General features: G+C 59.3%; 22 protein-coding genes. 8 read left to right on the forward strand and 14 right to left on the reverse strand.

The annotated features are described in order from the left end of the window. Window positions 1–163 precede the first annotated feature (163 nt). From msrQ to mrcB, 9 genes are all read right to left on the reverse strand, one after another. A complete protein-coding gene (gene msrQ, locus AC4PS7_RS24160) occupies window positions 164–784 on the reverse strand; it encodes a protein-methionine-sulfoxide reductase heme-binding subunit MsrQ (RefSeq protein WP_010206552.1) in 621 nt (206 codons plus the stop codon). Then, window positions 784–1797: a protein-methionine-sulfoxide reductase catalytic subunit MsrP gene (gene msrP / locus AC4PS7_RS24165; RefSeq protein ID WP_198729751.1), complete on the reverse strand. Its 1014-nt coding sequence runs from the start codon at window positions 1795–1797 to the stop codon at window positions 784–786. The genes msrQ and msrP overlap by 1 nt, the downstream gene beginning before the upstream one ends. A gap of 63 nt (window positions 1798–1860) precedes the next feature. Continuing rightward, on the reverse strand, window positions 1861–2718 hold the full coding sequence (gene pssA / locus AC4PS7_RS24170; protein WP_010206554.1) for a CDP-diacylglycerol--serine O-phosphatidyltransferase: 858 nt from the start codon (window positions 2716–2718) through the stop codon (window positions 1861–1863). 144 nt (window positions 2719–2862) lie between these two features. Further along, the gene (gene ilvC / locus AC4PS7_RS24175) at window positions 2863–3879 is read right to left on the reverse strand and encodes a ketol-acid reductoisomerase (RefSeq protein WP_003194132.1); all 1017 of its coding nucleotides are present in this window, start codon (window positions 3877–3879) and stop codon (window positions 2863–2865) included. Window positions 3880–3926: 47 nt separating this feature from the next. Beyond that, window positions 3927–4418 carry an acetolactate synthase small subunit gene (gene ilvN / locus AC4PS7_RS24180; RefSeq protein ID WP_003176102.1) on the reverse strand — a complete coding sequence of 164 codons (492 nt, stop codon included), beginning with the start codon at window positions 4416–4418 and terminating at the stop codon, window positions 3927–3929. Window positions 4419–4420: 2 nt separating this feature from the next. After that, on the reverse strand, window positions 4421–6145 hold the full coding sequence (locus AC4PS7_RS24185; RefSeq protein ID WP_010206555.1) for an acetolactate synthase 3 large subunit: 1725 nt from the start codon (window positions 6143–6145) through the stop codon (window positions 4421–4423). Window positions 6146–6576: 431 nt separating this feature from the next. Continuing rightward, window positions 6577–6906, reverse strand: coding sequence for a YqcC family protein (locus AC4PS7_RS24190; RefSeq protein WP_021492878.1), 330 nt, complete (start codon window positions 6904–6906; stop codon window positions 6577–6579). Beyond that, on the reverse strand, window positions 6906–7640 hold the full coding sequence (locus AC4PS7_RS24195) for a tetratricopeptide repeat protein (protein ID WP_010206557.1): 735 nt from the start codon (window positions 7638–7640) through the stop codon (window positions 6906–6908). Before AC4PS7_RS24195 ends, AC4PS7_RS24190 begins: the two co-directional genes overlap by 1 nt. A 16-nt stretch (window positions 7641–7656) precedes the next feature. Beyond that, entirely contained in the window at window positions 7657–9981 is a 2325-nt protein-coding gene (gene mrcB / locus AC4PS7_RS24200) for a penicillin-binding protein 1B (RefSeq protein ID WP_010206558.1), read from the reverse strand. 118 nt (window positions 9982–10099) lie between these two features. On the opposite strand from mrcB, the gene AC4PS7_RS24205 reads away from it, so the two are divergent. The 3 genes from AC4PS7_RS24205 to AC4PS7_RS24215 all read left to right on the forward strand — a co-directional run bounded on the left by AC4PS7_RS24205 (window position 10100) and on the right by AC4PS7_RS24215 (window position 12559). Further along, entirely contained in the window at window positions 10100–11656 is a 1557-nt protein-coding gene (locus AC4PS7_RS24205; RefSeq protein ID WP_198729750.1) for a bifunctional aminoglycoside phosphotransferase/ATP-binding protein, read from the forward strand. Between the two features lie 93 nt (window positions 11657–11749). Further along, a complete protein-coding gene (locus AC4PS7_RS24210; protein WP_010206561.1) occupies window positions 11750–12094 on the forward strand; it encodes a pentapeptide repeat-containing protein in 345 nt (114 codons plus the stop codon). Window positions 12095–12286: 192 nt separating this feature from the next. Continuing rightward, window positions 12287–12559 carry a TfoX/Sxy family protein gene (locus AC4PS7_RS24215; RefSeq protein ID WP_010206563.1) on the forward strand — a complete coding sequence of 91 codons (273 nt, stop codon included), beginning with the start codon at window positions 12287–12289 and terminating at the stop codon, window positions 12557–12559. A 251-nt stretch (window positions 12560–12810) separates the two neighbouring features. Here AC4PS7_RS24215 and AC4PS7_RS24220 read toward each other — a convergent pair whose 3' ends face one another. Genes AC4PS7_RS24220 through AC4PS7_RS24230 form a run of 3 tightly spaced genes read right to left on the reverse strand, consistent with a single transcriptional unit; the run spans window position 12811 to window position 15490 of the window. After that, window positions 12811–13578 (reverse strand): heme ABC transporter ATP-binding protein, encoded by a 768-nt coding sequence (locus tag AC4PS7_RS24220; RefSeq protein ID WP_183703523.1) that lies wholly within the window; start codon window positions 13576–13578, stop codon window positions 12811–12813. After that, window positions 13578–14615: a FecCD family ABC transporter permease gene (locus tag AC4PS7_RS24225; RefSeq protein ID WP_010206565.1), complete on the reverse strand. Its 1038-nt coding sequence runs from the start codon at window positions 14613–14615 to the stop codon at window positions 13578–13580. The genes AC4PS7_RS24220 and AC4PS7_RS24225 overlap by 1 nt, the downstream gene beginning before the upstream one ends. Then, on the reverse strand, window positions 14612–15490 hold the full coding sequence (locus AC4PS7_RS24230) for a heme/hemin ABC transporter substrate-binding protein (RefSeq protein WP_154847215.1): 879 nt from the start codon (window positions 15488–15490) through the stop codon (window positions 14612–14614). Before AC4PS7_RS24230 ends, AC4PS7_RS24225 begins: the two co-directional genes overlap by 4 nt. Window positions 15491–15646: 156 nt before the next feature. On the opposite strand from AC4PS7_RS24230, the gene AC4PS7_RS24235 reads away from it, so the two are divergent. Continuing rightward, a complete protein-coding gene (locus AC4PS7_RS24235; RefSeq protein WP_010206567.1) occupies window positions 15647–15964 on the forward strand; it encodes a Rieske (2Fe-2S) protein in 318 nt (105 codons plus the stop codon). On the opposite strand, the gene sfsA is transcribed toward AC4PS7_RS24235, so the two are convergent. Then, window positions 15961–16671 (reverse strand): DNA/RNA nuclease SfsA, encoded by a 711-nt coding sequence (gene sfsA / locus AC4PS7_RS24240; RefSeq protein WP_010206568.1) that lies wholly within the window; start codon window positions 16669–16671, stop codon window positions 15961–15963. The genes AC4PS7_RS24235 and sfsA overlap by 4 nt on opposite strands. After that, a complete protein-coding gene (locus AC4PS7_RS24245; protein ID WP_021492883.1) occupies window positions 16671–17843 on the reverse strand; it encodes a pyridoxal phosphate-dependent aminotransferase in 1173 nt (390 codons plus the stop codon). The genes sfsA and AC4PS7_RS24245 overlap by 1 nt, the downstream gene beginning before the upstream one ends. 319 nt (window positions 17844–18162) lie before the next feature. Between AC4PS7_RS24245 and dksA the strand changes: the two genes are divergently transcribed. The 4 genes from dksA (at window position 18163) to AC4PS7_RS24265 (ending at window position 22754) form a co-directional block, all read left to right on the forward strand. Then, the gene (gene dksA, locus AC4PS7_RS24250; RefSeq protein ID WP_010206570.1) at window positions 18163–18606 is read left to right on the forward strand and encodes an RNA polymerase-binding protein DksA; all 444 of its coding nucleotides are present in this window, start codon (window positions 18163–18165) and stop codon (window positions 18604–18606) included. Window positions 18607–18689: 83 nt separating this feature from the next. Further along, window positions 18690–19577: a tRNA glutamyl-Q(34) synthetase GluQRS gene (gene gluQRS, locus AC4PS7_RS24255; RefSeq protein ID WP_010206571.1), complete on the forward strand. Its 888-nt coding sequence runs from the start codon at window positions 18690–18692 to the stop codon at window positions 19575–19577. Between the two features lie 62 nt (window positions 19578–19639). Further along, window positions 19640–19816 carry a hypothetical protein gene (locus AC4PS7_RS24260; RefSeq protein ID WP_003176118.1) on the forward strand — a complete coding sequence of 59 codons (177 nt, stop codon included), beginning with the start codon at window positions 19640–19642 and terminating at the stop codon, window positions 19814–19816. Beyond that, complete coding sequence (locus AC4PS7_RS24265; RefSeq protein WP_021492885.1) at window positions 19800–22754, forward strand: sensor histidine kinase; 2955 nt, start codon at window positions 19800–19802, stop codon at window positions 22752–22754. The genes AC4PS7_RS24260 and AC4PS7_RS24265 overlap by 17 nt, the downstream gene beginning before the upstream one ends. Window positions 22755–22771: the final 17 nt, after the last annotated feature.

The raw sequence follows: 22771 nt of genomic DNA on the forward strand, positions 1-22771 counted from the left end.
CTGCTGTCAACACCTCTTTTTCAACTCCCTTTTGGCTTCGATGAACTGAAGCAACTTGCTGCCGAAACTTACATAACTCATTGTTTACCAAGGAGTTTTCCGTTTCGACTGCGCCGGAAGCGGGGCGAATTATAGACGTCTGGAATCCGTCGTCAACCCTTAATTACGCTTTTGTTGCAGAAACTGGTTTTTTCGCAATAAGACGAGGGATTCGCCGCATGACCGGCGGTATCCGCAGCACCAAGAGAAGCGCACCTATAAAAGCATAGATAGCCCACTCCTTCAGATCCGCCCGCACGATCCACAGCATATGCAGCAACCCAAGCCCCAGAACCCCATACACCAGCCGGTGCAGTTTCTTCCAACGGCTGCCCAACCGGCGCTGACTGTAACGATTCGACGTCACCGCCAGCACCAACAGCGACAGGAAACCCAACGCCCCGACAATAATGTAAGGCCGCTTGCGCAACTCAACACCCAACTGCGACCAATCCAGCCCCAGCACAAACACACAATAAGCAGCCAGATGCAGCACAACATAAGCAAAGCACCACAACCCGAGTTGACGGCGTACCGCTATCCACCCCGCCCAGCCACTGAGCTTCTGCAACGGCGTCATTGTCAGGGTGATCAACAATAGAATCAGCGTGCCAAGACCCAGTCGATCAACCAACACCTTGCCCGGATCCGGCCCCAGGACAGAACTCCAAGCTTCATATAGCCAGAACAACGGCCATACCGCCGCCGCTATAAAGACGCCAATGCGCCAGATCGGGAAGCGCATCAGTAGTTCTTCCGCAGATCGAGATCGGTATAAAGAGACGCCACCTCATCCGAATAGCCATTGAACATCTGCGTCTCACGCACATTGGGACTGAACAGCCCACTCGGTAGACGACGCTCCCGCGCCTGAGTCCAACGCGGGTGGTCGACCGTAGGGTTCACATTCGCGTAAAAACCATACTCGTCCGCTGCAATGCTCTGCCAGGTGGTTTTCGGCTGCTCGCTTACAAGGCTGATACGGACAATGGACTTCACACTCTTGAAGCCATACTTCCACGGCACGACCAACCGCAGCGGCGCACCATTCTGGTTAGGCAATTCGCGCCCGTACATCCCCACCGCCAGGATCGCCAAAGGGTTCATCGCTTCATCCAGACGCAGCCCCTCTACATAAGGCCAATCGATCAAGCCAAAACTTGAACGCTGCCCCGGCATGCTCTTTGGATCCTGAAGCGTTTCAAAACGAATGTATTTGGCCTTGGAAGTCGGCTCAACCTGTTTGAGCAACGCCGAGATCGGAAAACCGATCCACGGAATAACCATCGACCACGCCTCGACACAGCGCAGACGGTAGATCCGCTCTTCCAATTGATAAGGCTTCATGAAGTCTTCCAGGGCATAACGGCCTGGCTTGGCGACCTCGCCATCAATCACAACGCTCCAAGGCTCGGTTTTGAGGGAGCCCGCATTCGTCGCCGGGTCGCCCTTGCCTGTACCGAACTCATAGAAGTTGTTGTAGTGGGTCGCATCCTTGAACGGCGTGATCGCTTCGTCCTTCACCGTGACCGCCTGCCATTTGGTGCCTGACAGCTTCTCGGTAAACCAGCCCGGCGCCCTGCCCGCTTCGACATCGGCATAACGCGAGGCTTGGTCAGCACTCGCCCAACGCGGCAAGCTGCTGGCTGCAATACCGGCAAGCGCACCACCGAGCAAGCTACGGCGAGAGAGATAGAAGGATTCAGGGGTGACATCCGATTCGTGGCAATCGGACGCTTTAGGCAATTTGATTAACATGGCAACTCCGCAGCATTGGAGAACTGATGCACCAATAGACTGCGGAGTATGGGGGAAATTACATTAAGGCAATGTTTTGTCGCGGCGCAGATGCAACAAGTATTGAACCGGCCCCGAAGCAGCGTAAACCAGGAACGCCAGCAACAGAATGCGAGGCGGATCGCTGAACACTACGGCGAACACCAGAACCACTGCCAGGATAGCCACAAAAGGTACACGCCCCTTCAGGTCCAGCTCCTTGAAGCTGTTGTACTTGATGTTGCTGACCATCAGCATGCCGGCCGCTGCCACCATCAAGGCCACCAGGAACGACATCTTCGAACCCTGAATGCCGTAATCGCTGAATGCCCAGACAATACCTGCCACCACACCTGCCGCCGCAGGGCTGGCCAGACCGATGAAGTAGCGCTTGTCGGCGGTCCCCACCTGGGTATTGAAGCGCGCCAGACGCAAAGCTGCACCTGCGACATAGATGAAGGCAACCATCCAACCGACCTTGCCCATGTCACCCAACGCCCAGGCGAAGGCCAGTAATGCAGGCGCCACACCGAACGCAACCATGTCCGACAATGAGTCGTACTCGGCACCAAAGGCACTTTGCGTATTGGTCATGCGCGCGACGCGACCGTCCAGGCCATCGAGCACCATGGCGACAAAGATGGCGATAGCAGCAAAACCGAAATACTTGCTGGCATTCGCCGTATCACCTGCCGCCAACGCGCTTTGGGCGCTCATGGAGTTGATGATGGAGTAGAACCCGGCAAACAGGTTCGCCGTGGTGAAAAGGTTGGGCAAAAGATAGATGCCACGATGCCGGACCTTGCGGCCTTCCGCGTCATGCCCTTCTTCGACATGTTCATCGATCGGCAGCAGGCTTTCGGCGTCAGGAGCCGGGCTTGGCTCTTCGGGACGTTCGCTCATGGACTTTACCTTGCAACTGTGTGAAAAAATTCGACAGATACTTGCGGCGAGTGTTCGCCAGCAAACGATGCAGCTTTATACCAGAACACGCCCCCCAAACGAAAAAACGCGGCCTAAGCCGCGTTTTCCCTTGATGCGTACGACTTAGTTCTTGGCTTTGTCGACGATCTTGTTGGCACCGATCCACGGCATCATGGAGCGCAGTTGCTCGCCGATGACTTCGATACCGTGAGCGGCGTTGTTACGACGCTTGGCGGTCATCGAAGGGTAGCCGGTAGCGCCTTCGCTGATGAACATTTTGGCGTATTCGCCGTCCTGAATACGTTTCAGGGCGTTGCGCATGGCCTGACGGGACTCGGCGTTGATGACTTCCGGGCCAGTCACGTACTCGCCGTACTCGGCGTTGTTGGAGATCGAGTAGTTCATGTTGGCGATACCGCCTTCGTACATGAGGTCAACGATCAGCTTCAGTTCGTGCAGGCATTCGAAGTAGGCCATTTCCGGCGCGTAGCCAGCTTCAACCAGGGTTTCGAAACCGGCTTTTACCAACTCAACGGTACCGCCGCACAGAACGGCTTGTTCGCCGAACAGGTCGGTTTCAGTCTCGTCCTTGAAGGTGGTTTCGATGATGCCGGTACGACCGCCACCAACGCCTGCGGCGTAGGACAATGCTACGTTCTTGGCGTTGCCCGATGCGTCCTGGTAGATCGCGATCAGGTCAGGGATACCGCCACCTTTGACGAACTCGGAACGCACGGTGTGGCCCGGTGCTTTCGGCGCGATCATGATCACGTCGAGGTCGGCGCGCGGCACAACCTGATTGTAGTGAATCGCGAAGCCGTGGGAGAAGGCCAGGGTGGCGCCTTTTTTGATGTTCGGCTCGATTTCATTCTTGTACAGCGAAGACTGGAACTCGTCCGGGGTCAGGATCATGACCAGGTCGGCAGCAGCAACGGCGGAAGCGACGTCAGTCACTTTCAGGCCGTGGGCTTCAGCCTTGGCAACAGTGGCCGAACCTTTACGCAGGCCAACAGTTACGTCAACGCCGGAATCTTTCAGGTTGCACGCTTGGGCGTGCCCCTGGGAGCCGTAGCCGATGATGGCGACTTTCTTGCCCTGGATGATCGACAGGTCACAATCTTTATCGTAATAAACTTTCATGAGGTTCCTCTATATATCCAGGCCGTGAGGCCATTCGCTAATTTGGGTTAGATGCTAAGTACTTTGTCGCCACGGGCAATCCCGGTGACACCACTGCGTACCGTTTCCAGAATCGAGGCCGTCCCGATCGACTGGATGAAGCTGTCCAGCTTGTCGCTCGTACCGGTCAGTTGAACGGTATAAACGCTGGCGCTCACATCGACGATCTGCCCGCGATAGATGTCGGTCGTGCGCTTGATCTCGGCACGTTGGGCACCCGTAGCCTTGACTTTAACCAGCATCAGCTCGCGCTCAATGTGGGCACTTTCCGACAGGTCGACCAGCTTGACCACTTCGATCAGCTTGTTGAGGTTCTTGGTGATCTGTTCGATCACCTCATCGTGGCCAACCGTAGTCAACGTCAGGCGCGACAGGGTCGGGTCTTCGGTCGGGGCCACCGTCAGGCTTTCGATGTTGTAGTTGCGTTGCGAAAACAAGCCGACAACACGAGACAGAGCGCCGGGCTCGTTCTCCAGAAGCAGGGAGATAATGTGCCGCATGATTAGGTACGCTCCGTCTTGTTCAGCCACATATCGCGCATAGAGCCGTCTTTGATCTGCATCGGGTAGACGTGCTCGCTGGTATCCACCTGAATATCGATGAACACCAGGCGGTCCTTCATGGCGAACGCCTCTTCCATCTTCGGCTTCAGATCTTTCAAATCAGTGATGCGAATGCCGACATGGCCATAGGCTTCAACCAATTTCACGAAATCCGGCAGCGATTCCATGTAGGAATGGGAGTGACGGCTGTTGTAGCTCATGTCCTGCCATTGACGAACCATGCCCAGCACGCCGTTGTTCAAGCAGACGATCTTCACCGGAAGACCGTACTGCAGGCACGTCGACAGTTCCTGGATGTTCATCTGGATGCTGCCCTCACCGGTGACGCACGCGACGTCGGTGTCCGGGAAGCTCAGTTTCACACCCATGGCTGCAGGGAAACCAAAGCCCATCGTGCCCAGGCCACCGGAGTTGATCCAGCGGTTAGGCTTATCAAACTTGTAGTACTGCGCAGCGAACATCTGGTGCTGGCCCACGTCTGAGGTCACAAAGGCGTCGCCCTTGGTCACTTCGCACAGGGTCTCGATCACGGTTTGTGGCTTGATGATGCTGCCGTCGCCCTTGTCATAAGGGAACAGGCCGCGGTCACCGCGCCATTCGTCGATCTGCTTCCACCAACTGGCAACGGATTCCTTGTTTGGGGTCTCGCCAATGTCCTTGAGCGCAGCAACCATTTCGGTCAACACGCTTTCCACAGGACCTACGATCGGCACATCGGCCTTGATGGTCTTGGAGATGGACGCCGGGTCGATGTCGATGTGAATGATCTTGGCATTCGGGCAGAACTTGCTCGCGCCGTTGATTACCCGGTCGTCGAAACGCGCGCCCACTGCCAGGATCACGTCGGCGTGGTGCATCGCCAGGTTGGCGGTGTAGCTGCCGTGCATGCCGAGCATGCCCACGAACTGACGGTCTGTACCCGGGAAGGCACCGAGGCCCATCAAGGTGTTGGTCACCGGCAGATTGAGCAGCTTGGCCAGTTCGGTCAAAGGCGCAGAACCGCCGCCCAGAATGACGCCACCGCCCGAGTACAGCACAGGACGCTTGGCCGCCAGGAGCATTTCTGCCGCCTTGCGGATTTGCCCCGAGTGCCCACGAACGGCCGGGCTGTAGGAACGCAGCTTGGCCTTCTTCGGGAAGATGTATTCAAATTTTTCCGCCGGGTTGGTCATGTCTTTCGGCACGTCGACCACGACAGGACCCGGGCGACCGGACTGTGCGAGGTAGAACGCCTTTTTCATGACTTCCGGGATTTCCGACGGATGCTTGATCATGAAGCTGTGTTTCACGATCGGCCGGGAAATACCGATCATGTCGGTTTCCTGGAATGCATCGGTACCCACCATGGTGCTGGGCACCTGGCCGGAAATGATCACCATCGGGATGGAGTCCATATACGCAGTCGCGATGCCGGTAATGGCATTCGTTGCGCCTGGGCCGGACGTCACCAGTACCACGCCGGCTTTACCGGTGGCACGGGCATAACCGTCAGCCATATGGGTCGCAGCCTGTTCGTGGCGAACCAGGATGTGGGTAACAGCCGGTTCCTTGAACAGTGCGTCGTAGACATGCAGCAGAGCACCACCTGGGTACCCGTAGATATAGTCGACGCCTTCGTCACGCAAAAAGCGGACGAGCATCTCACCACCAGATAAAAGCTCCACGTTGTTCACCTCTAAAACGCCAGAATACCGTCCGTTGAAAACCGACGGGTCTTAATAGGTTTACTTCTCAACAGAGCATGAGCGACGGTGGTCGCCGACTACGTCAGCACTGACTGAGCAAGTATTGGGATCGTCCCAAGTGTTGCGGGCTTTTCCCACCCAGCGCGAGGTAACGCGTTGCGGGTGTAACAGGTCGGCGCGGATGTGCGCCTCATGATCTGCTGAGCGGGCCTGCTTCTGGCAGTCCCGATACAGCGGACTTTGGATTCTTCTGTTTCAGGCCCTTCAAGTCAAGCAATAATTGCGCTTTTTTCCAACTAAGCGCATGAGAACGTAGGAGAAAGGGCTTTGAGGAGGGATAAAACTCGCCTGAATGTCGTCAAGCGGTAGAAATATGCGCAAGACTGCCGGAAAAACCGGCAGTCAGGCAATTAACGAGCGTCGACGATCAATTGGTCGAACTTTTTCAGCGCGTTACGCAAGCCAAGGCTCTCTTGCGGGCGGTCGGCATAGACCATCTCGGCCATCTCCAGGATGCCTGACGCATTGGGCAACGGCAGGTCCTGTTCGAGGATCTGCTTCATGCGGACCAGGAATATCCATTGCAGCCACTGGTGAAAATCCAGGGTATCCACCGAAAACGGCTCGACACTGCTGAGCGCCTCGACGCTGGGGGACACGTCGTCCCACCAGCCCTGCACGCGCAATTCGCGCTCAATCAGCAATAATTGTTCAGCAATCGCAGGAAACCGTGCATCCATCAGAGGCTGACCTTGGCTTTTTGACGCGCCTGGGCGGCGCCGGCGGCATCACCTTGTGCGGCACGAGCGTCACCAATCAACGCCCACAAGCTGGCTTGCAGGTCGGGACGGCCGTTGGCGAGAGACAAGCCGCGACGGGCGAATTGTTCGGCCTGGGGAGCGTCACCTTGAGCCATGCGTACTTGAGCCAGGCGATACAGCACTTGCGGCTCACGCGGCGCAACGCGCTGGGCACGTTCGAGACTCGACGAGGCGCCGTTCAAATCACCGCCCGCCTGCTGTTGCTGGGCAGTGGTCAACAAAGCCAGCACCGGGCCATCCAGTTGCTCGTCAGCCGAAAGGCCACCGCTGCTGGACGACGATGGAATGCCACTCGGCGTCGATGGCATGTTGTAGGTGCCCTGGTTGCTTGGAGCGGTCTGTATCGGCGCGGTATCGATCGGGCCGGAGTTGCTTGGCCCAGGAGTCCACGGCTCGGCGCTGATCGGAGCTGATGTCGCAGCCCCACTGCCTGGCACCATTACCACCACGCCCGAATCCTGCGGCATGGCTTGTGGCTTGGCCTGGGCAGGACGATTGGTTACGGTCTGGCGGAAACCGCCATTGGCCGAGATCCGGTCGTTATTGGAGACGGCTGTACTCGAGTCCACCACGGGAATGGAACCGCGCTGCACGCTGGAGCAACCGCTGAGCAAAGCCAGAGCTGTAATAGCTGGAAACAACCACTTGTTCACTTGAAACCCTCTTTGCTTAATTCATCCAGCCCTTGACCCAATCCATCACCGATTCCGCGTCAGCGGGGGCACTGCCACCGCATGCGGCGCCGGGTGGCGGTTCGCTGCCGCGAATATACGGCATCTGCACCGCGCCCGGACAGTTGGCATCGGAGCCCTGGCCCGTGTGCGGATCAATCCAGGCCTGCACGATGTTGTCCGGCTGCGGCATGTTCAACGGCAGCGGGTCGGCTTTGCGCATGAAGCTGGTCCAGACCTGCAGCGCACCGGTAGCACCGGTGAATGGCGTCTTGCCGTTATCGTCGCGCCCCAGCCACACCACTGCCAGCACATCCTGGCCGAAACCAGCGAACCAGCTGTCACGCGAATCGTTACTGGTACCGGTCTTGCCTGCCAATGTCAGGTTCGCCGGCAGCACGCTGTAGACCGAGCGCCCGGTACCTTCACGCATAACGCGCTGCATGGCGTTCTGGATCAGGTAGATGGAGCCTGCGTCGAAACGCTGCTGAATCTGGAACGGGTAGCGCTTGAGCGGCTCGCCCTCGGCGGTCAACACGCTGCGAATCCCGCGCATCGGCGTATTGAAGCCACCGTTGGCGAGAGTCTGGTACATGGTCGCGACTTCCATGGGGGTCATCGCGCCAGCGCCCAGCAGAATCGATGGGAACGCCGGGAACTCACGAGTGACGCCCAGCCGCGCAATGGTCTTGAGGACATTCGGTACACCGACTTCAAGGCCGAGTCGCGACGTGGAAATGTTGTAGGAGTGGGCAATACCCTGATACAGGAACACTGTGCCGTGAGAACGCCGATCGAAGTTCTGCGGCGTCCACACCTGCCCATCGCCACCTTTGACCGACAGCGGGTCATCCGACAACCAACTGGTCAGCGTGTACTTGCTCGGTTTTTCCAGGGCGGTCAGGTAAACGGCTGGCTTGACCAGCGAACCGATCGGCCGCACCGCATCCAGCGCGCGGTTGAAGCCGGCAAAGCTGGCTTGGCGACTGCCGATCATCGCCTGCACTTCACCGGTTTCCGGGTTGGTCACCACCATGGCCGCTTCGACTTCGTCCGAACCTTTACGGCCTGTCAGACGTTTAAAGGTGTCGTTGACCGACGCTTCGGCCTTCATCTGCAGGATCGGGTCAAAACTGGTGAAAATCCGCAGGCCTTCTTCAGTCAAGTCTTCGTCGCGGTAGTCTTCACGCAACTGGCGTTTGACCAGGTCGATAAAGCCCGGGAAGGAGCTGTCTGCCAGCTTGCCGCGGGTTGTTACACCAAGTGGCATTTTCTTGGCTGCGGCGACTTGTTCAGCCGTGGCGACGCCTTGCTGCTCAAGCACATCGAGCACCAGGTTACGGCGCTCCAGCGCACGCTCAGGATTGCGGCGCGGATTGTAGTAGGAAGGTCCCTTGACCATGCCCACCAACAGTGCGACCTGGTGCAGCTTCAGTTCGGACAGCGGCTGACCAAAGAAGAACTGGCTGGCCAAGCCGAAACCATGTACCGCTCGCTGGCCATCCTGACCGACGAATACCTCGTTGAGGTACGCCTCAAGGATTTCCTGCTTGCTGTAGTGCAGCTCCAGCAGCATCGCCATCATAGCTTCGGTGAGCTTGCGGGTCAGGCTGCGCTCGTTGGTCAGGTAGAAGTTCTTGACCAATTGTTGCGTCAGCGTACTGCCCCCCTGGGTCATCTTGCCGCCGGAGGTATTCACCCAGACCGCGCGGGCGATCGACTTCGGCGAAACACCCCAGTGATGGTAGAAATCGCGGTCTTCAACGGCGACCAGCGTTTCCAGCAGATACGGTGGCACCTGATCAAGTTTGATCAGGATGCGATCTTCCAGGTTTTTTGGGTAAATGCCCCCAATCATCAGCGGTTCCAGGCGAACCACAGGCAACTTGGAGCCGTTGAGCGACGACAGTTCGGCGACGTAATCGCCGGAGAAGCGCACGCGCACAGGCTGTGCTTTTTCCAGGCCTTCGTAGAACTGGAAGCCACGGGTGTTCAGGTCGACGGTGTTACCACTGACGGCGGCGGCACCGGGACCGTTACTCACGGGTTCGCGGCGGTAGCCCAAGGCGTCGAGTTCAGTGAGAAAATCATCCTTGCTCAGCTTCTGGCCGGTGAACAACTCCAGCGGGCGAGCGTACACCTTGGCCGGGATGGTCCAGCGCTTGCCGGAGAATTTCTCCTGCACCACAGCGTCGAGGTACACCGCAAAGCCAGCGAGTACCACCAGGCCTACCAGGCCGAGCTTGAGCGCCCAGCCCAGCCAAGGACGCAGGCCGCGGGAAGGAGGTTTTTTACGGGAACGGGGAGATCGAGTTCGAGTCATGGCGGCGGATTATACGCACTTTATCGATGATCAACATGAGCCGGACAGCGGTTTGCACGACCGCTCGTAGCGGCCATAATGCCCGCCATGTTTTTCCCCAGACTCTGAAGGATCGCCCGTGAGCCAGTCCCTGATCGCTGCCCTGCAAAACCCGGCTTTATACCCTCACCCGGTTGAAGCGTTTCAAGTCATCGAAACCCATATTTCCTGGGTCGTCCTGACCGGCCCGTATGCCTATAAGCTGAAAAAGCCGATGAACTTCGGGTTTCTGGATTTCACCGATCTGGAAAAGCGCGGGCACTTCTGCCACGAAGAACTGCGCCTCAACCAGCGCCTGACCGAAGATTTGTATCTTGAAGTGCTGCCGATTACCGGCAGTGCCGAAGCCCCGCAATTGGGCGGTGAGGGCCCGGTCATCGAATACGCGCTGAAAATGCGCCAGTTCCCGCAGAGCCAGTTGCTCAGCACCTTGCAAGCCAACGGCGAACTGACCAGTGCGCACATCGATGAGATGGCCAAGCAAATCGCGCACTTCCATCTCACGGCACCAAAAGTCCCGCAAGAACACCCGGCAGGTACCCCGGATGAAGTGATGGCGCCGGTTCGCCAGAATTTCGACCAGATCCGTCCGTTCCTGAGCGACAAGTCTGACCTGGCTCAGTTGGACGCTCTGCAAGCCTGGGCCGAAAGCAGCTTTGAGCGCCTCAAGCCGCTGTTCTCCCAGCGCAAAACAGACGGTTTCACCCGCGAATGCCACGGCGATATTCACTTAGGCAACGCCACGTTGATCAATGGCCATGTGGTGATCTTCGACTGCATCGAGTTCAATGAGCCATTCCGTTTCACCGATGTGTATGCCGATACCGGCTTCCTGGCCATGGACCTTGAAGACCGGGGCCTCAAGTCCCTGGCGCGCCGCTTTATCAGCCAGTACCTGGAACTGACCGGCGACTATCAGGGCCTGGAGGTGCTGAACTTCTATAAAGCCTATCGCGCCTTGGTCCGCGCCAAAATCGCGCTGTTCAGCATGCCAAGCGAAGCCAGCCCGGTGCAACGCGCCACGACCCTGCGCCAATACCGCAACTACGCCAACCTGGCGGAAAGCTATAGCACCATTCCTTCGCGTTTCCTGGCCATTACCCACGGTGTGTCGGCCGTCGGTAAAAGCCACGTGTCCATGCGTTTGGTTGAAGCCCTTGGCGCTGTACGCCTGCGCTCGGACGTGGAGCGCAAGCGCCTGTTCGGCGAGCAACACGTGGAGAACACGCCACAAGCCGGCATCTATGCCGCCGACGCCAGCGCAGCGACCTACGCACGGTTGAATGAAATTGCCGACACCGTGCTGCGCGCCGGTTACCCAGTGGTGCTGGACGCTACTTTCCTGAAACGCGAGCAACGCGATGCTGCTGCTAAAGTAGCTGAGGCCACAGGCGCGCCCTTCCTGATCCTGGATTGCAATGCGCCGCAAGCCGTTATCGCCAGCTGGTTGGCGCAACGTCAGGCGGACAAAAACGATCCTTCCGACGCGACACTGACGATTATCGAAGAACAGCAAGCCAATCGCGACCCGCTGACTGCCGAGGAATTGCGCCTCAGCAAACGCGTCGAAACGAACGAAAGTGGCACCCTCGACGCGTTGGTGGCGCATATTCGTCAGCGCCTGCCCGGCCTGTAAGAAAAATTTCTTGGTCGTGTCGCCTGCTTAGGGGGCACGGTCAAGCAATAGTGGCACTATAATGGCGTCATAAATCCAACAGGAGTCGCCTTCATGAGTCAGCCCAAGCTTCTTGATACTCCGCTTTACTCGCTCCTGCACAAAGACGATATCCGAGGCTTCAACCAAGAGCGCCCAAAAGACGGCGTCATCGACATGCGCGGTGGCGACTTCCGTGGATTGGACTTGCGTGAGCTGAATACCACCGGCGTGGATTTTACCGACGCCTATTTCCGCTCCGCCGACCTGCGCGGCCTGGACCTGCGCGACTGCCCAATGGAAGGCGCCAGCCTGGCCCACGCACAAATTTCCGGCACCTACTTCCCACCCGAACTGACCGCCGATGAGATCCTCATGTCGGTTAATTTCGGTACTCGCCTGCGCTACCGCACCCGCTGAAACCCTCTGCTCCAGCCCCGGTTTCGCGCAGGCGTACCGGGGACTTCCCACCTGACTGGTCTCGCCACGCCAATAAGCTTTAGGCCGTTTCCGACTAAAGAACTACGCTTTTCCTACTGAGCGCTACACTCCTGTTCAGGCTTGCCTGGTTTCGATACCCACCGCACCATTCGGCCGTCGCAAGGAGGCTTGATGAACGATGAGCTGCAACACCTGAAAAACCTCGGCAAGACGTCAGCGCAGTGGCTGCATGCGGTGGGCATCCACAGTGCGTCGGACTTGCGCCGCCTGGGTGCGGTCGATGCGTACCGGGCCGTCCGGACGCGGGGGTTTCGTGCCTCGAAAGTCCTGTTGTATGCCATCGAAGGGGCGTTGATGGATGTGCACTGGAATGACATTCCTGCCGAGCGCAAGGAAGCCTTGAACCGTCAATTGGACGCGCTATCGGCACGCCAGAAGAATTAGCGCGCCGACAATCCCCAACATTTACAGGCATTGCAAACAGGCGTTTGAGAAAACGCAGCGCACATGCAAAAACAAATGTTGACTCTCAAATGAGAATCGTTATGATTATCACAACTGGTCGCGAGATCAGCCGATAACTGAAAGGCCCTTGGTTCGGACTCTCAGATTATCTCCTCATCAGGCTAATCACGGTTATTTGACCCGGCTCTTGCCGGGTCTTTTTTTATCTATAAAAAGCGGCCTACGGACAATCAACGCGCAATGATCAGTGGATGCCCACGCTCCGGATGGGGCTGCACGAGCACATCCAGACCAAATACAGCCTTTAACGGTTCAGGTTGCATCACTTGCGCCGGCGTATCCAACGCGTGTGGCCGCCCCGCCTCCAGCAGCAGAATCCGATCGCAGTAACGCGCCGCCAGGTTCAGGTCGTGAAGGATCACTAGCACCGCCGCCCCACGGTCGGCAAAGGTGCGAATGGCCTGCAAGGTGGTGTGTTGATGCAAAGGGTCCAGCATCGACGTCGGCTCATCCAACAGCAACGTCTGCCCTGCCTCGCCCGGCCATAACTGCGCCAGCACCCGCGCCAGATGCACCCGCTGACGCTCGCCACCGGACAGTGCCAGGTAGCTGCGGCCGCTCAAGTGGCCGACATCTGCCGCCTGCAAGGCGGCCTCGATGATCTCGTCATCGCGCACTCGCCCGGTCTGATGCGGCAAGCGGCCCATGCCGACAACCTCTTCGACACGGAAAGCAAAGTCCAGCGTCGAGCTTTGCGGCAATACCGCCAGGCGTTGTGCCCGCTGCGCACCACCCCACTCGTTCAACGGGCGTTGATCCAACCACACCTTGCCTTGGTCGGGGTGCAGCTCACCGCACAATCCACCGAGCAACGTACTCTTGCCCGCACCGTTGGGGCCCAGCACCCCGAGCACTTCACCCGGCAACAGGTCGAGGGTGACATCTGCCAATACAGTTTTGTGACCGCGACGGATCTGCAGGTCTTCAACACGCAGCATCAGGCACGCCCCCGCAATAACAGGTAAAGAAAAAACGGCGCACCGATGAACGCAGTGACGATTCCGATCGGCAGCTCAGCCGGCGCCAAGGCAAGCCGCGCGACCAGATCGGCAAACAACAACAGGCTCGCACCCGCGAGGACCGACGCTGGTAACAGCACACGATGGTCCGGCCCCGCCAGCAAACGCACCAGATGCGGCACCACCAGCCCCACAAAACCGATCATGCCCGCGGCAGCCACCGCAGCCCCTACACCCAGCGCCGTGCAGAAAACCAACTCGCGCTTAAGCCCTTCCACATCGATGCCGAGGTGATTGGCCTCCGACTCTCCCAGCAGCAAGGCATTCAACGCCTTGGCCCGGCGCGGCAACCACATTGCCACGCCCGCGCTCACCAGTAACAACGGCCATAACCGTGAATAGCTGGCGCCATTGAGGCTGCCCAGGTTCCAAAATGTCAGGGTGCGTAGGGTGGCGTCGTCGGCCAGGTAGGTAAACAGACCCACCGCCGAACTGGCGAGGGCTGTGAGGGCAATGCCGGCGAGCAGCATGGTCGCGACGTTGGTCTGGCCGTTACGCCGCCCCAGTCGATAGACCAGTGCAGTAACACCCAGCCCACCCAGGAATGCACAGAACGACAGCAGATAGGGCCCGAACGCATCCGGCAAACCGCCGAAAAACGAACCACCGACAATCGCCACCGCCGCCCCCAGCGCAGCGCCGCTGGAGACCCCGACCAAACCAGGATCAGCCAGGGGGTTGCGGAACAACCCCTGCATCGCCACACCCGACAAGGCCAGTACACCGCCGACGGCCAAGCCCAGCAACGTGCGCGGCAAACGGATCTGCCCCAGGATCAGCTCAGCCTGCTCCAACCCCTGGGCCTCGATCGGCAGCCCCATCAAACGCAACGCGGCCTTAAGTGTGTCCAGCAGTGGCAAGCTGACGGGGCCCAGCGCCAGCGACAGCCAGATCGCCAAGACACACAACAGCGCCAGCCCAACAAACAGCGTCTTCGGCTTGACCAGCGTGGTCATGGGGCAGGCTTAGTCTGGGACGGATAAAACCCGGCAGACAGATCCGCCAGGCTTTGTGGCATACGCGGCCCAAGCCCGCCAACCAGCAGCGTGGGATCGACCTCAAACACTCGCCCGTTCTTGGCCGCCGGCGTGGAAGCCAGGATCGGATTCTCTTTGAACAGCGCAGCACGCGCCGCATCCCCGTTCAAAGCACGATCAGCAAACACCAACACATCCGGGCTCAACCCCGCCAACGACTCCACCGAAAACGGCTTGTAGCCAGTATGCGTCGCCAAATTGCGCCCGCCCGCCTGCTGCAACATCCAGTCAGCCGTCGTGTCTTTGCCCGCAATCAGTGGTTTACCGCCCGCATGCCCCAGCAACAGCAATACGCCGGGGGCCTTTTGGGTGGACTGAGCGTTGGCAACCCAGCGTTTCTGCTGATCCAGTGCCTGCTCATATCCGGTAAACAATTCGTTGGCCTTGGCATCAGTGCCCAGCAACTTGCCCAAGTGCTGAAGGTTGCCCTTCAACGTCGGCAAGTCAGGCTGCGCCGAGAACATCTCCACCTGCACACCCGCACCGCGAATCTGCGCCAGCACCGGCGGCGGGCCCATTTCTTCGGTGCCTACCAGCACTTGTGGGCGCAAGCTCAAGATGCCTTCAGCCGACAGCTGCCGCTGGTAGCCAATACTCGGTAGCGCCTTGAGGGCGTCTGGATGCTGGCTGGTGGTATCCACCCCCACCAACTTCGACTCGCCGCCCAAGGCCATCACCCACTCCGACAGCGCGCCGCCGGCACTTACCCAGCGTTGTGGCAGTTCAGAGGCTTGAGCCCCAGGGTTGACCAGCAGTCCGACAACAAGCGCAATAGCGCTGGCACTCAGGCGCATAACAGGGTTTCCTTCCTAGGGCGGGGCCGCTCAAACGCTCATCAATGTGACAGATATGCCCTGCCCCGCATCGTATTGAGCGCCCGGTCAGCTAACGGGCGAAGCCGGCATTTGATAATTGTTTGCATTTGAACGTCAAGGCACTTAAGGATTGAAATGAAGTTTCTCTGCTCCTCCGATACCCTCGCGCCAGACAGCAGCCTGGGCTTTGAAATCGATGGTTGCAAATTGTTGGCCGTGCGCCGGGACGGTGTTGCCTACTTCTATATCAACCGTTGCCCCCATCGCGGCGTCCCACTGGAATGGCAGCCCAACCGGTTTCTCGACGACAGCGCCAGCCTGATCCAGTGTGCCACCCACGGCGCGCTGTTCCTGATCGAGAGCGGCGAGTGCATCGCCGGCCCGTGTGCCGGGCAAAGCCTTACTGCCCTGCCCGGCCGCGAAGACGCCCAGGGGTTGTGGGTGGAACTCTAGTCGAGCAGTACGTCCAATCGCCGGTCCACGTAGATCTCTTCGCAGGTCACTCGCACACCATAGGCCAGCACTTCCACGCCTGCCGCTTCGGCTTCGCGCAGCGCCGCAGCATAGGCCGCATCAATCTCCACCGCCGGGCGCACGGCATCAATCCCCGAGAGATTGACGCAATACAACTGCACCGCACGCACACCGTCACGCGCCAGATGGGCCAGCTCGCGTAAATGCTTGGCGCCTCGCTGAGTCACTGCATCGGGGAAGGCGGCGATCGAGGTACCGTCAAAACCCAGGGTTACACTTTTGACTTCGACGTAGGCCGCACCGTCGGGATAGTCCAGGCGAAAGTCGATGCGGCTTTTCTCCTGACCGTAAGGCACTTCGCGCTTCAAAGCGGTAAAGCCATTGAGCTCGGTGATTACACCCGCACGCAACGCCTCCTCGACCAACTGATTCGCGCGTGCCGTATTGACGCACGCAAGTCGGCCCTGGGGCGTTTCGGCAATCTCCCACGTGCCGGGGAGCTTGCGCTTGGGGTCATTGGAGCGACTGAACCAGACCTGCCCACCTTCGACCATGCAATTAAGCATCGAGCCGGTGTTGGGGCAATGAATGGTCAGCAACTCGCCGGTGACGGTTTCGATATCGGTGAGAAAGCGCTTATAGCGACGAATCAGCCGGGCTTCTTCAAGAGGAGGATGAAAGCGCATCAGCCTTGCCAGCTCCGTAAGCCACGGGCGATTCGCTCCACCGCCTCCTGCAGGCGGTCGAGGTTTTGCGTGTAGGCAAAGCGCACATGATGACCGGCTTTAAAGCGGCCAAAATCCAGGCCAGGGGTAAAGGCCACATGCTCGGTTTCGAGGAAGTGACGACAGAATGCGAAGGCATCACCGCCAAACGCGCTGATATCGGCATACAAATAGAACGCCCCTTCCGGCTCGACGGCGATGCCAAACCCCAACTCGCGCAAGGCAGGCAGCAGGAAGTCACGACGACGGCCGAATTCAGCGCGACGTTCTTCAAGAATGCTCAGGGTTTGCGGGGTGAAACACGCTAACGCCGCGTGCTGGGCCATGCTTGGCGCACTGATGTAAAGGTTTTGCGCCAGTTTCTCCAATTCCCCCACTGCGGCCGGGGGCGCCACCAGCCAACCCAGGCGCCAGCCGGTCATGCCGAAATACTTGGAAAAACTATTCAGCACAAATGCTTCGTCGTCGACTTCCAGCACGCTGGCCGCGTCCGTGCCGTAGGTGAGGCCATGGTAAATCTCGTCCACGACCAAGTGGCCGTTTCGCGCCTTGATGGCGGCGGAAAGCCCGGCCAATTCGTCACGCGTGAGGATCGTCCCGGTCGGGTTGGCCGGGGACGCCACGAGCGCGCCGACACTGTCTTGATTCCAGTGCTTGGCCACCAGGTCGGCGGTCAACTGGTAGCGCACTTCGGGGCCGACTGGCACCAGTTGGGCCGCGCCCTCCACCAACCGCAGGAAATGACGATTGCACGGGTAACCGGGGTCTGCGAGCAACCAGTGCTTGCCCGGATCCACCAACAGGCTGCTGGCCAGCAGCAAAGCGCCGGAACCGCCGGGGGTGATCAGGATACGCTCGGGGTCCACGTTCAGCCCGTAGCGCTGCTGGTAGAAACCGCTGATGGCCTCGCGCAGTTCCGGCAAGCCGCGGGCGGCGGTATAACGCGTCTTGCCGTTGGCCAAAGCCGCCTGGCCGGCCTTGATGATCGGCTCGGCGGTGGTGAAATCCGGCTCGCCGATTTCCAGGTGGATCACGTCATGACCAGCGGCTTGCAGCTCATTGGCCCGCGCCAGCAATGCCATGACATGAAAAGGTTCGATGGCGCGACTGCGCGCACTGTAGGGCTGAGCCATTAGCCTTCCTTAACGGTGAGGACAAAATCTGGATTCTACCGAACCCGCGCCGTAAAACATGTTCTATTGCCTGCCCGGCGGCATGTGGCGTTCGGGCAAGTGCCTGCAAAACGACTAAAATCTAAAGCTGAGGCAATACATACCCAGCAACGGCGGGCTGTCGTAGTTTGCAACCCCATTGCCGTGGGCCTCGACAACCGGGAGTGGCGCACCCCGAATCTATCTGGTAAGTTCGCCCGCTTGCAGCCGCAGGGCCGGCAGGTGTCGGTGACGTTGCAATCCTGCGCAATGGATTAGAAGAGTGAGAGGCGGTCTATTCATGTCCACCCAAGCAAAGCAACAGCAGACTCAAGGCCTCAACGGCTTCGAACCTTACGTAGAAAAGAAAGGTGAGGAGTACATGGGCGAGCCCATGCGCGACCACTTCACCAAAATCCTGAACAAGTGGAAACAGGACTTGATGCAGGAGGTCGACCGCACGGTTGACCATATGAAGGACGAAGCAGCCAACTTCCCTGATCCGGCCGATCGTGCCAGCCAGGAAGAAGAGTTCGCCCTTGAACTACGCGCCCGTGATCGCGAGCGCAAGTTGATCAAGAAGATCGACAAGACCCTGCAGCTGATCAAGGACGAAGAATACGGCTGGTGCGAATCCTGCGGTGTCGAGATCGGTATTCGTCGCCTGGAAGCCCGCCCAACCGCGGACCTCTGTGTAGACTGCAAGACCTTGGCCGAAATCAAGGAAAAACAGGTCGGCAAGTAATCCAGCCGAACTGAACGAATGGGGCGTGCGAACGCCCCATTTTTGTTGCTGGCGTTTACCGAATTTCCAGTAGTATCCGGCCCATGACAGCCTCTACCTATATCGGGCGCTTCGCCCCCACGCCCAGCGGCCATTTGCATTTCGGTTCTCTGGTCGCCGCCCTCGCCTCCTACCTCGACGCCCGCGCCAACCAAGGCCGCTGGCTGATGCGCATGGAAGACCTTGACCCGCCCCGCGAAGAGCCCGGTGCCCAGGCGGCAATCCTGCACGCACTGGAAAGCTATGGCTTTGAATGGGACGGCGAACTGGTCCGACAAAGCGAGCGGCACGATGCCTACGCCAACGTGCTGAACGGCCTGTTCAACCACGGCCTGGCCTACGCCTGCACCTGCTCACGCAAACAACTGGAGCCTTACAACGGCATCTACCCCGGCCTGTGCCGTAATGTTGGTCACGCCCAGCAAGACGCCGCCATCCGTCTGCGCGTTCCCGAACTTGAGTACCACTTTACCGACCGCGTCCAAGGCGAATTCCGACAGCACCTGGGCCGCGATGTAGGCGACTTCGTCATCCGTCGCCGCGACGGCCTTTATGCCTATCAATTGGCTGTGGTGCTCGACGATGCCTGGCAAGGTGTGACCGACATCGTGCGCGGTGCCGACCTGCTCGACTCCACGCCACGCCAGCTTTACCTGCAAGAACTACTGGGCCTGCGCCAACCACGCTACCTGCATGTGCCGCTGATTATTCAGCCGGACGGCAACAAGTTGGGCAAATCCTACCGCTCCCCGCCACTGACACCCGACCAGGCGACGCCTTTGCTATTGAGAGCACTGCGCGCCCTCGGCCAGCAACCCGGCGCTGAGCTGTTGCACGCCAGCCCACGGGAGCTGCTGGATTGGGGCATTGCGCACTGGGATGCCAGCCGGATCCCGCGCACACTCACGCTGGCCGAAGCGCAATTGAGCTGAAGGCGCTTGCAGCTTGCCCGGCATCCGTTACCATCGCCGCACGTTTTTACACAGAGGCCAACATGTACATCTATCGATTGGTCCTGCTGCTGGTCGTCGGGATCTACCTGTTCTCCCCCGCCATCATGGATTGGTGGATCGACGCCACGGGCGCCTGGTACCGCCCTTATCTGCTGTGGCTGATCCTGATCGTCGTGACTTTCATCCTGCAGAGCCAAAAAGATGCCGATGAGCTTTAGCCTCACCCAGATGCTGCTGATCAGCGCCGCCTACCTGGCCGCGCTGTTCGGGGTGGCCTGGATCAGTGAGCGCGGAATGATTCCGCGGGCGATCATTCGCCATCCGTTGACCTACACCCTGTCCCTCGGCGTATACGCCAGTGCCTGGGCGTTCTATGGCACTGTGGGCCTGGCCTATCAGTACGGCTATGGCTTTTTGTCCAGTTACCTAGGCGTGTCCGGCGCCTTTTTGCTGGCACCGGTGCTGCTGTACCCGATCCTGAAGATCACCCGTACTTACCAGCTGTCATCCCTCGCCGACCTGTTTGCCTTCCGCTTTCGCAGTACCTGGGCCGGCGCGCTGACCACCATTTTCATGCTGATCGGCGTATTGCCATTGCTGGCCCTGCAAATCCAGGCGGTGGCCGACTCCATCAGCATCCTGACCCGTGAGCCGGTGCAACACCGCGTCGCCCTGGCCTTCTGTGCGCTGATCACGCTGTTCACGATTTTCTTCGGCTCGCGCCATATCGCCACCCGTGAAAAACATGAAGGCCTGGTGTTTGCGATTGCCTTTGAGTCAGTGATCAAGCTGATCGCCATTGGCGGCGTCGGCCTGTATGCGCTTTACGGCGTATTCGATGGCCCGCAGCAGTTGGAACTGTGGCTGCTGCAAAACCAGACCGCCCTCGCCGCCCTGCACACCCCATTGCAGGAAGGCCCATGGCGCACGCTGCTGCTGGTGTTCTTCGCCTCGGCCATCGTGATGCCGCACATGTACCACATGACCTTCACCGAAAACCTCAACCCGCGCTCGCTGGTCAGTGCCAGTTGGGGCTTGCCGTTATTCCTGCTGTTGATGAGCCTGGCGGTGCCGCTGATCCTGTGGGCAGGCTTGAAGCTGGGCGCCACCACCAACCCTGAATACTTCACCCTCGGCATCGGCATCGCCGCCAACAGCCCGGCCTTGGCGCTGCTGGCTTATGTCGGTGGCTTGTCAGCGGCCAGCGGACTGATCATCGTCACAACCCTGGCACTTTCCGGCATGGCGCTCAATCATCTGGTGCTGCCGCTGTATCAGCCGCCGGCCGAAGGCAATATCTACCGCTGGCTGAAATGGACACGCCGCGCGCTGATCGTCGCAATCATCATGGCCGGCTACGGGTTCTACCTGTTGCTGGGCGCAGGCCAAGACCTGGCCAACCTCGGCATCGTCGCGTTTGTCGCGACCTTGCAGTTCCTGCCGGGCGTGCTGTCGGTGCTGTATTGGCCGACCGCCAATCGCCGCGGTTTCATCGCCGGGTTGCTGGCGGGGATCCTGGTGTGGGTCGTGACCATGCTGTTACCGCTGGTCGGCAACCTGCAAGGCTTCTACATCCCATTGCTGAACATGATCTACGTGCTGGATGACACCAGTTGGCACATGGCCGCGATTGCTTCCCTGGCCGCCAACGTCTTGATGTTCACCCTGATCTCGCTGTTCACCAACGCCAGTCCGGAAGAAACCAGCGCCGCCGAGGCCTGCGCGGTGGATAACGTACGCCGCCCACAGCGACGCGAATTGCATGCGGCTTCCCCCCAGGAATTCGCCACGCAACTGGCCAAGCCACTGGGCGCAAAAGCGGCGCAGAAGGAAGTCGAGCAGGCGCTGCGCGATCTCTATCTGCCGTTCGATGAACGGCGCCCGTACGCGCTGCGCCGTCTGCGTGACCGCATTGAAGCCAACCTGTCCGGGCTGATGGGACCGAGCGTGTCCCAGGACATGGTGGAAACCTTCCTGCCTTACAAGGCCGGCGGCGAAAACTACGTGACCGAAGACATCCATTTCATCGAAAGCCGACTGGAGGATTACCACTCACGCCTTACTGGCCTCGCCGCCGAACTCGATGCCTTGCGCCGCTACCACCGCCAGACCCTGCAGGAATTGCCGATGGGCGTGTGCTCCCTGGCCAAGGATCAGGAGATCCTGATGTGGAACAAGGCCATGGAAGAGCTCACCGGCATTGCCGCGCAGCGCGTGGTCGGTTCGCGCCTCAATACCTTGGGCGATCCCTGGAAAGAGTTGCTGCAAGGCTTCATCAACCTGCCCGACGAACACTTGCACAAACAGCACCTGGCGCTCGACGGCCAGACCCGTTGGCTCAACCTGCACAAAGCCGCTATCGACGAGCCTTTGGCGCCCGGTAACAGCGGCTTGGTGTTGCTGGTGGAAGACCTGACCGACACCCAGATGCTCGAAGACAAGCTGGTGCACTCCGAGCGCCTGGCGAGCATCGGCCGACTGGCGGCGGGTGTGGCCCATGAAATCGGCAATCCGATCACCGGTATCGCTTGCCTGGCGCAGAACCTGCGGGAAGAGCGCGAAGAAGATGGCGAAATCACCGAGATCAGCGGGCAGATCCTCGAACAGACCAAGCGTGTTTCACGCATCGTGCAGTCGTTGATGAGCTTCGCCCACGCCGGCGCGCACCAGAACCAGGACGAAGCCGTCTGCCTGGCCGAAGTGGCGCAGGATGCCATTGGGCTGCTGGCCTTGAACCGGCGCAATTTCGAAGTACAGTTTTTCAACTTGTGCGACCCCGACCATTGGGTCGATGGCGACTCACAGCGCCTGGCACAAGTGCTGATCAACCTGTTGTCCAACGCCCGTGACGCCACCCCGGCCGGCGGCGCGGTACGCGTCAAGACCGAGGCTTTCGAACATACGGTCGATCTGATCGTCGAAGATGAAGGTAGCGGTATTCCACAGAACATCATGGACCGATTGTTCGAACCCTTCTTCACCACCAAGGACCCAGGTGAAGGTACCGGTCTGGGCCTTGCACTGGTCTATTCCATCGTTGAAGAGCATTATGGACAAATCACCATCGACAGCCCGGCTGACACCGAAAGCCAACGCGGCACCCGTATTCGGGTGACCTTGCCGCGTCATGTCGAAGCGACGTCCGCTGTGAACTGAGACCGTCGAGAGAATTG

This window comes from Pseudomonas sp. DW-iso3 (genome assembly GCF_058725305.1).

Bases quoted from the DNA above. Each gene is read 5' to 3' on its own strand.
- msrQ (WP_010206552.1), bottom strand. From the start codon at position 784: ATGCGCTTCCCGATCTGGCGCATTGGCGTCTTTATAGCGGCGGCGGTA.
- msrP (WP_198729751.1), bottom strand. From the start codon at position 1,797: ATGTTAATCAAATTGCCTAAAGCGTCCGATTGCCACGAATCGGATGTC.
- pssA (WP_010206554.1), bottom strand. From the start codon at position 2,718: ATGAGCGAACGTCCCGAAGAGCCAAGCCCGGCTCCTGACGCCGAAAGC.
- ilvC (WP_003194132.1), bottom strand. From the start codon at position 3,879: ATGAAAGTTTATTACGATAAAGATTGTGACCTGTCGATCATCCAGGGC.
- ilvN (WP_003176102.1), bottom strand. From the start codon at position 4,418: ATGCGGCACATTATCTCCCTGCTTCTGGAGAACGAGCCCGGCGCTCTG.
- AC4PS7_RS24190 (WP_021492878.1), bottom strand. From the start codon at position 6,906: ATGGATGCACGGTTTCCTGCGATTGCTGAACAATTATTGCTGATTGAG.
- mrcB (WP_010206558.1), bottom strand. From the start codon at position 9,981: ATGACTCGAACTCGATCTCCCCGTTCCCGTAAAAAACCTCCTTCCCGC.
- AC4PS7_RS24210 (WP_010206561.1), top strand. From the start codon at position 11,750: ATGAGTCAGCCCAAGCTTCTTGATACTCCGCTTTACTCGCTCCTGCAC.
- AC4PS7_RS24215 (WP_010206563.1), top strand. From the start codon at position 12,287: ATGAACGATGAGCTGCAACACCTGAAAAACCTCGGCAAGACGTCAGCG.
- AC4PS7_RS24220 (WP_183703523.1), bottom strand. From the start codon at position 13,578: ATGCTGCGTGTTGAAGACCTGCAGATCCGTCGCGGTCACAAAACTGTA.
- AC4PS7_RS24225 (WP_010206565.1), bottom strand. From the start codon at position 14,615: ATGACCACGCTGGTCAAGCCGAAGACGCTGTTTGTTGGGCTGGCGCTG.
- AC4PS7_RS24230 (WP_154847215.1), bottom strand. From the start codon at position 15,490: ATGCGCCTGAGTGCCAGCGCTATTGCGCTTGTTGTCGGACTGCTGGTC.
- AC4PS7_RS24235 (WP_010206567.1), top strand. From the start codon at position 15,647: ATGAAGTTTCTCTGCTCCTCCGATACCCTCGCGCCAGACAGCAGCCTG.
- sfsA (WP_010206568.1), bottom strand. From the start codon at position 16,671: ATGCGCTTTCATCCTCCTCTTGAAGAAGCCCGGCTGATTCGTCGCTAT.
- AC4PS7_RS24245 (WP_021492883.1), bottom strand. From the start codon at position 17,843: ATGGCTCAGCCCTACAGTGCGCGCAGTCGCGCCATCGAACCTTTTCAT.
- dksA (WP_010206570.1), top strand. From the start codon at position 18,163: ATGTCCACCCAAGCAAAGCAACAGCAGACTCAAGGCCTCAACGGCTTC.
- gluQRS (WP_010206571.1), top strand. From the start codon at position 18,690: ATGACAGCCTCTACCTATATCGGGCGCTTCGCCCCCACGCCCAGCGGC.
- AC4PS7_RS24260 (WP_003176118.1), top strand. From the start codon at position 19,640: ATGTACATCTATCGATTGGTCCTGCTGCTGGTCGTCGGGATCTACCTG.
- AC4PS7_RS24265 (WP_021492885.1), top strand. From the start codon at position 19,800: ATGCCGATGAGCTTTAGCCTCACCCAGATGCTGCTGATCAGCGCCGCC.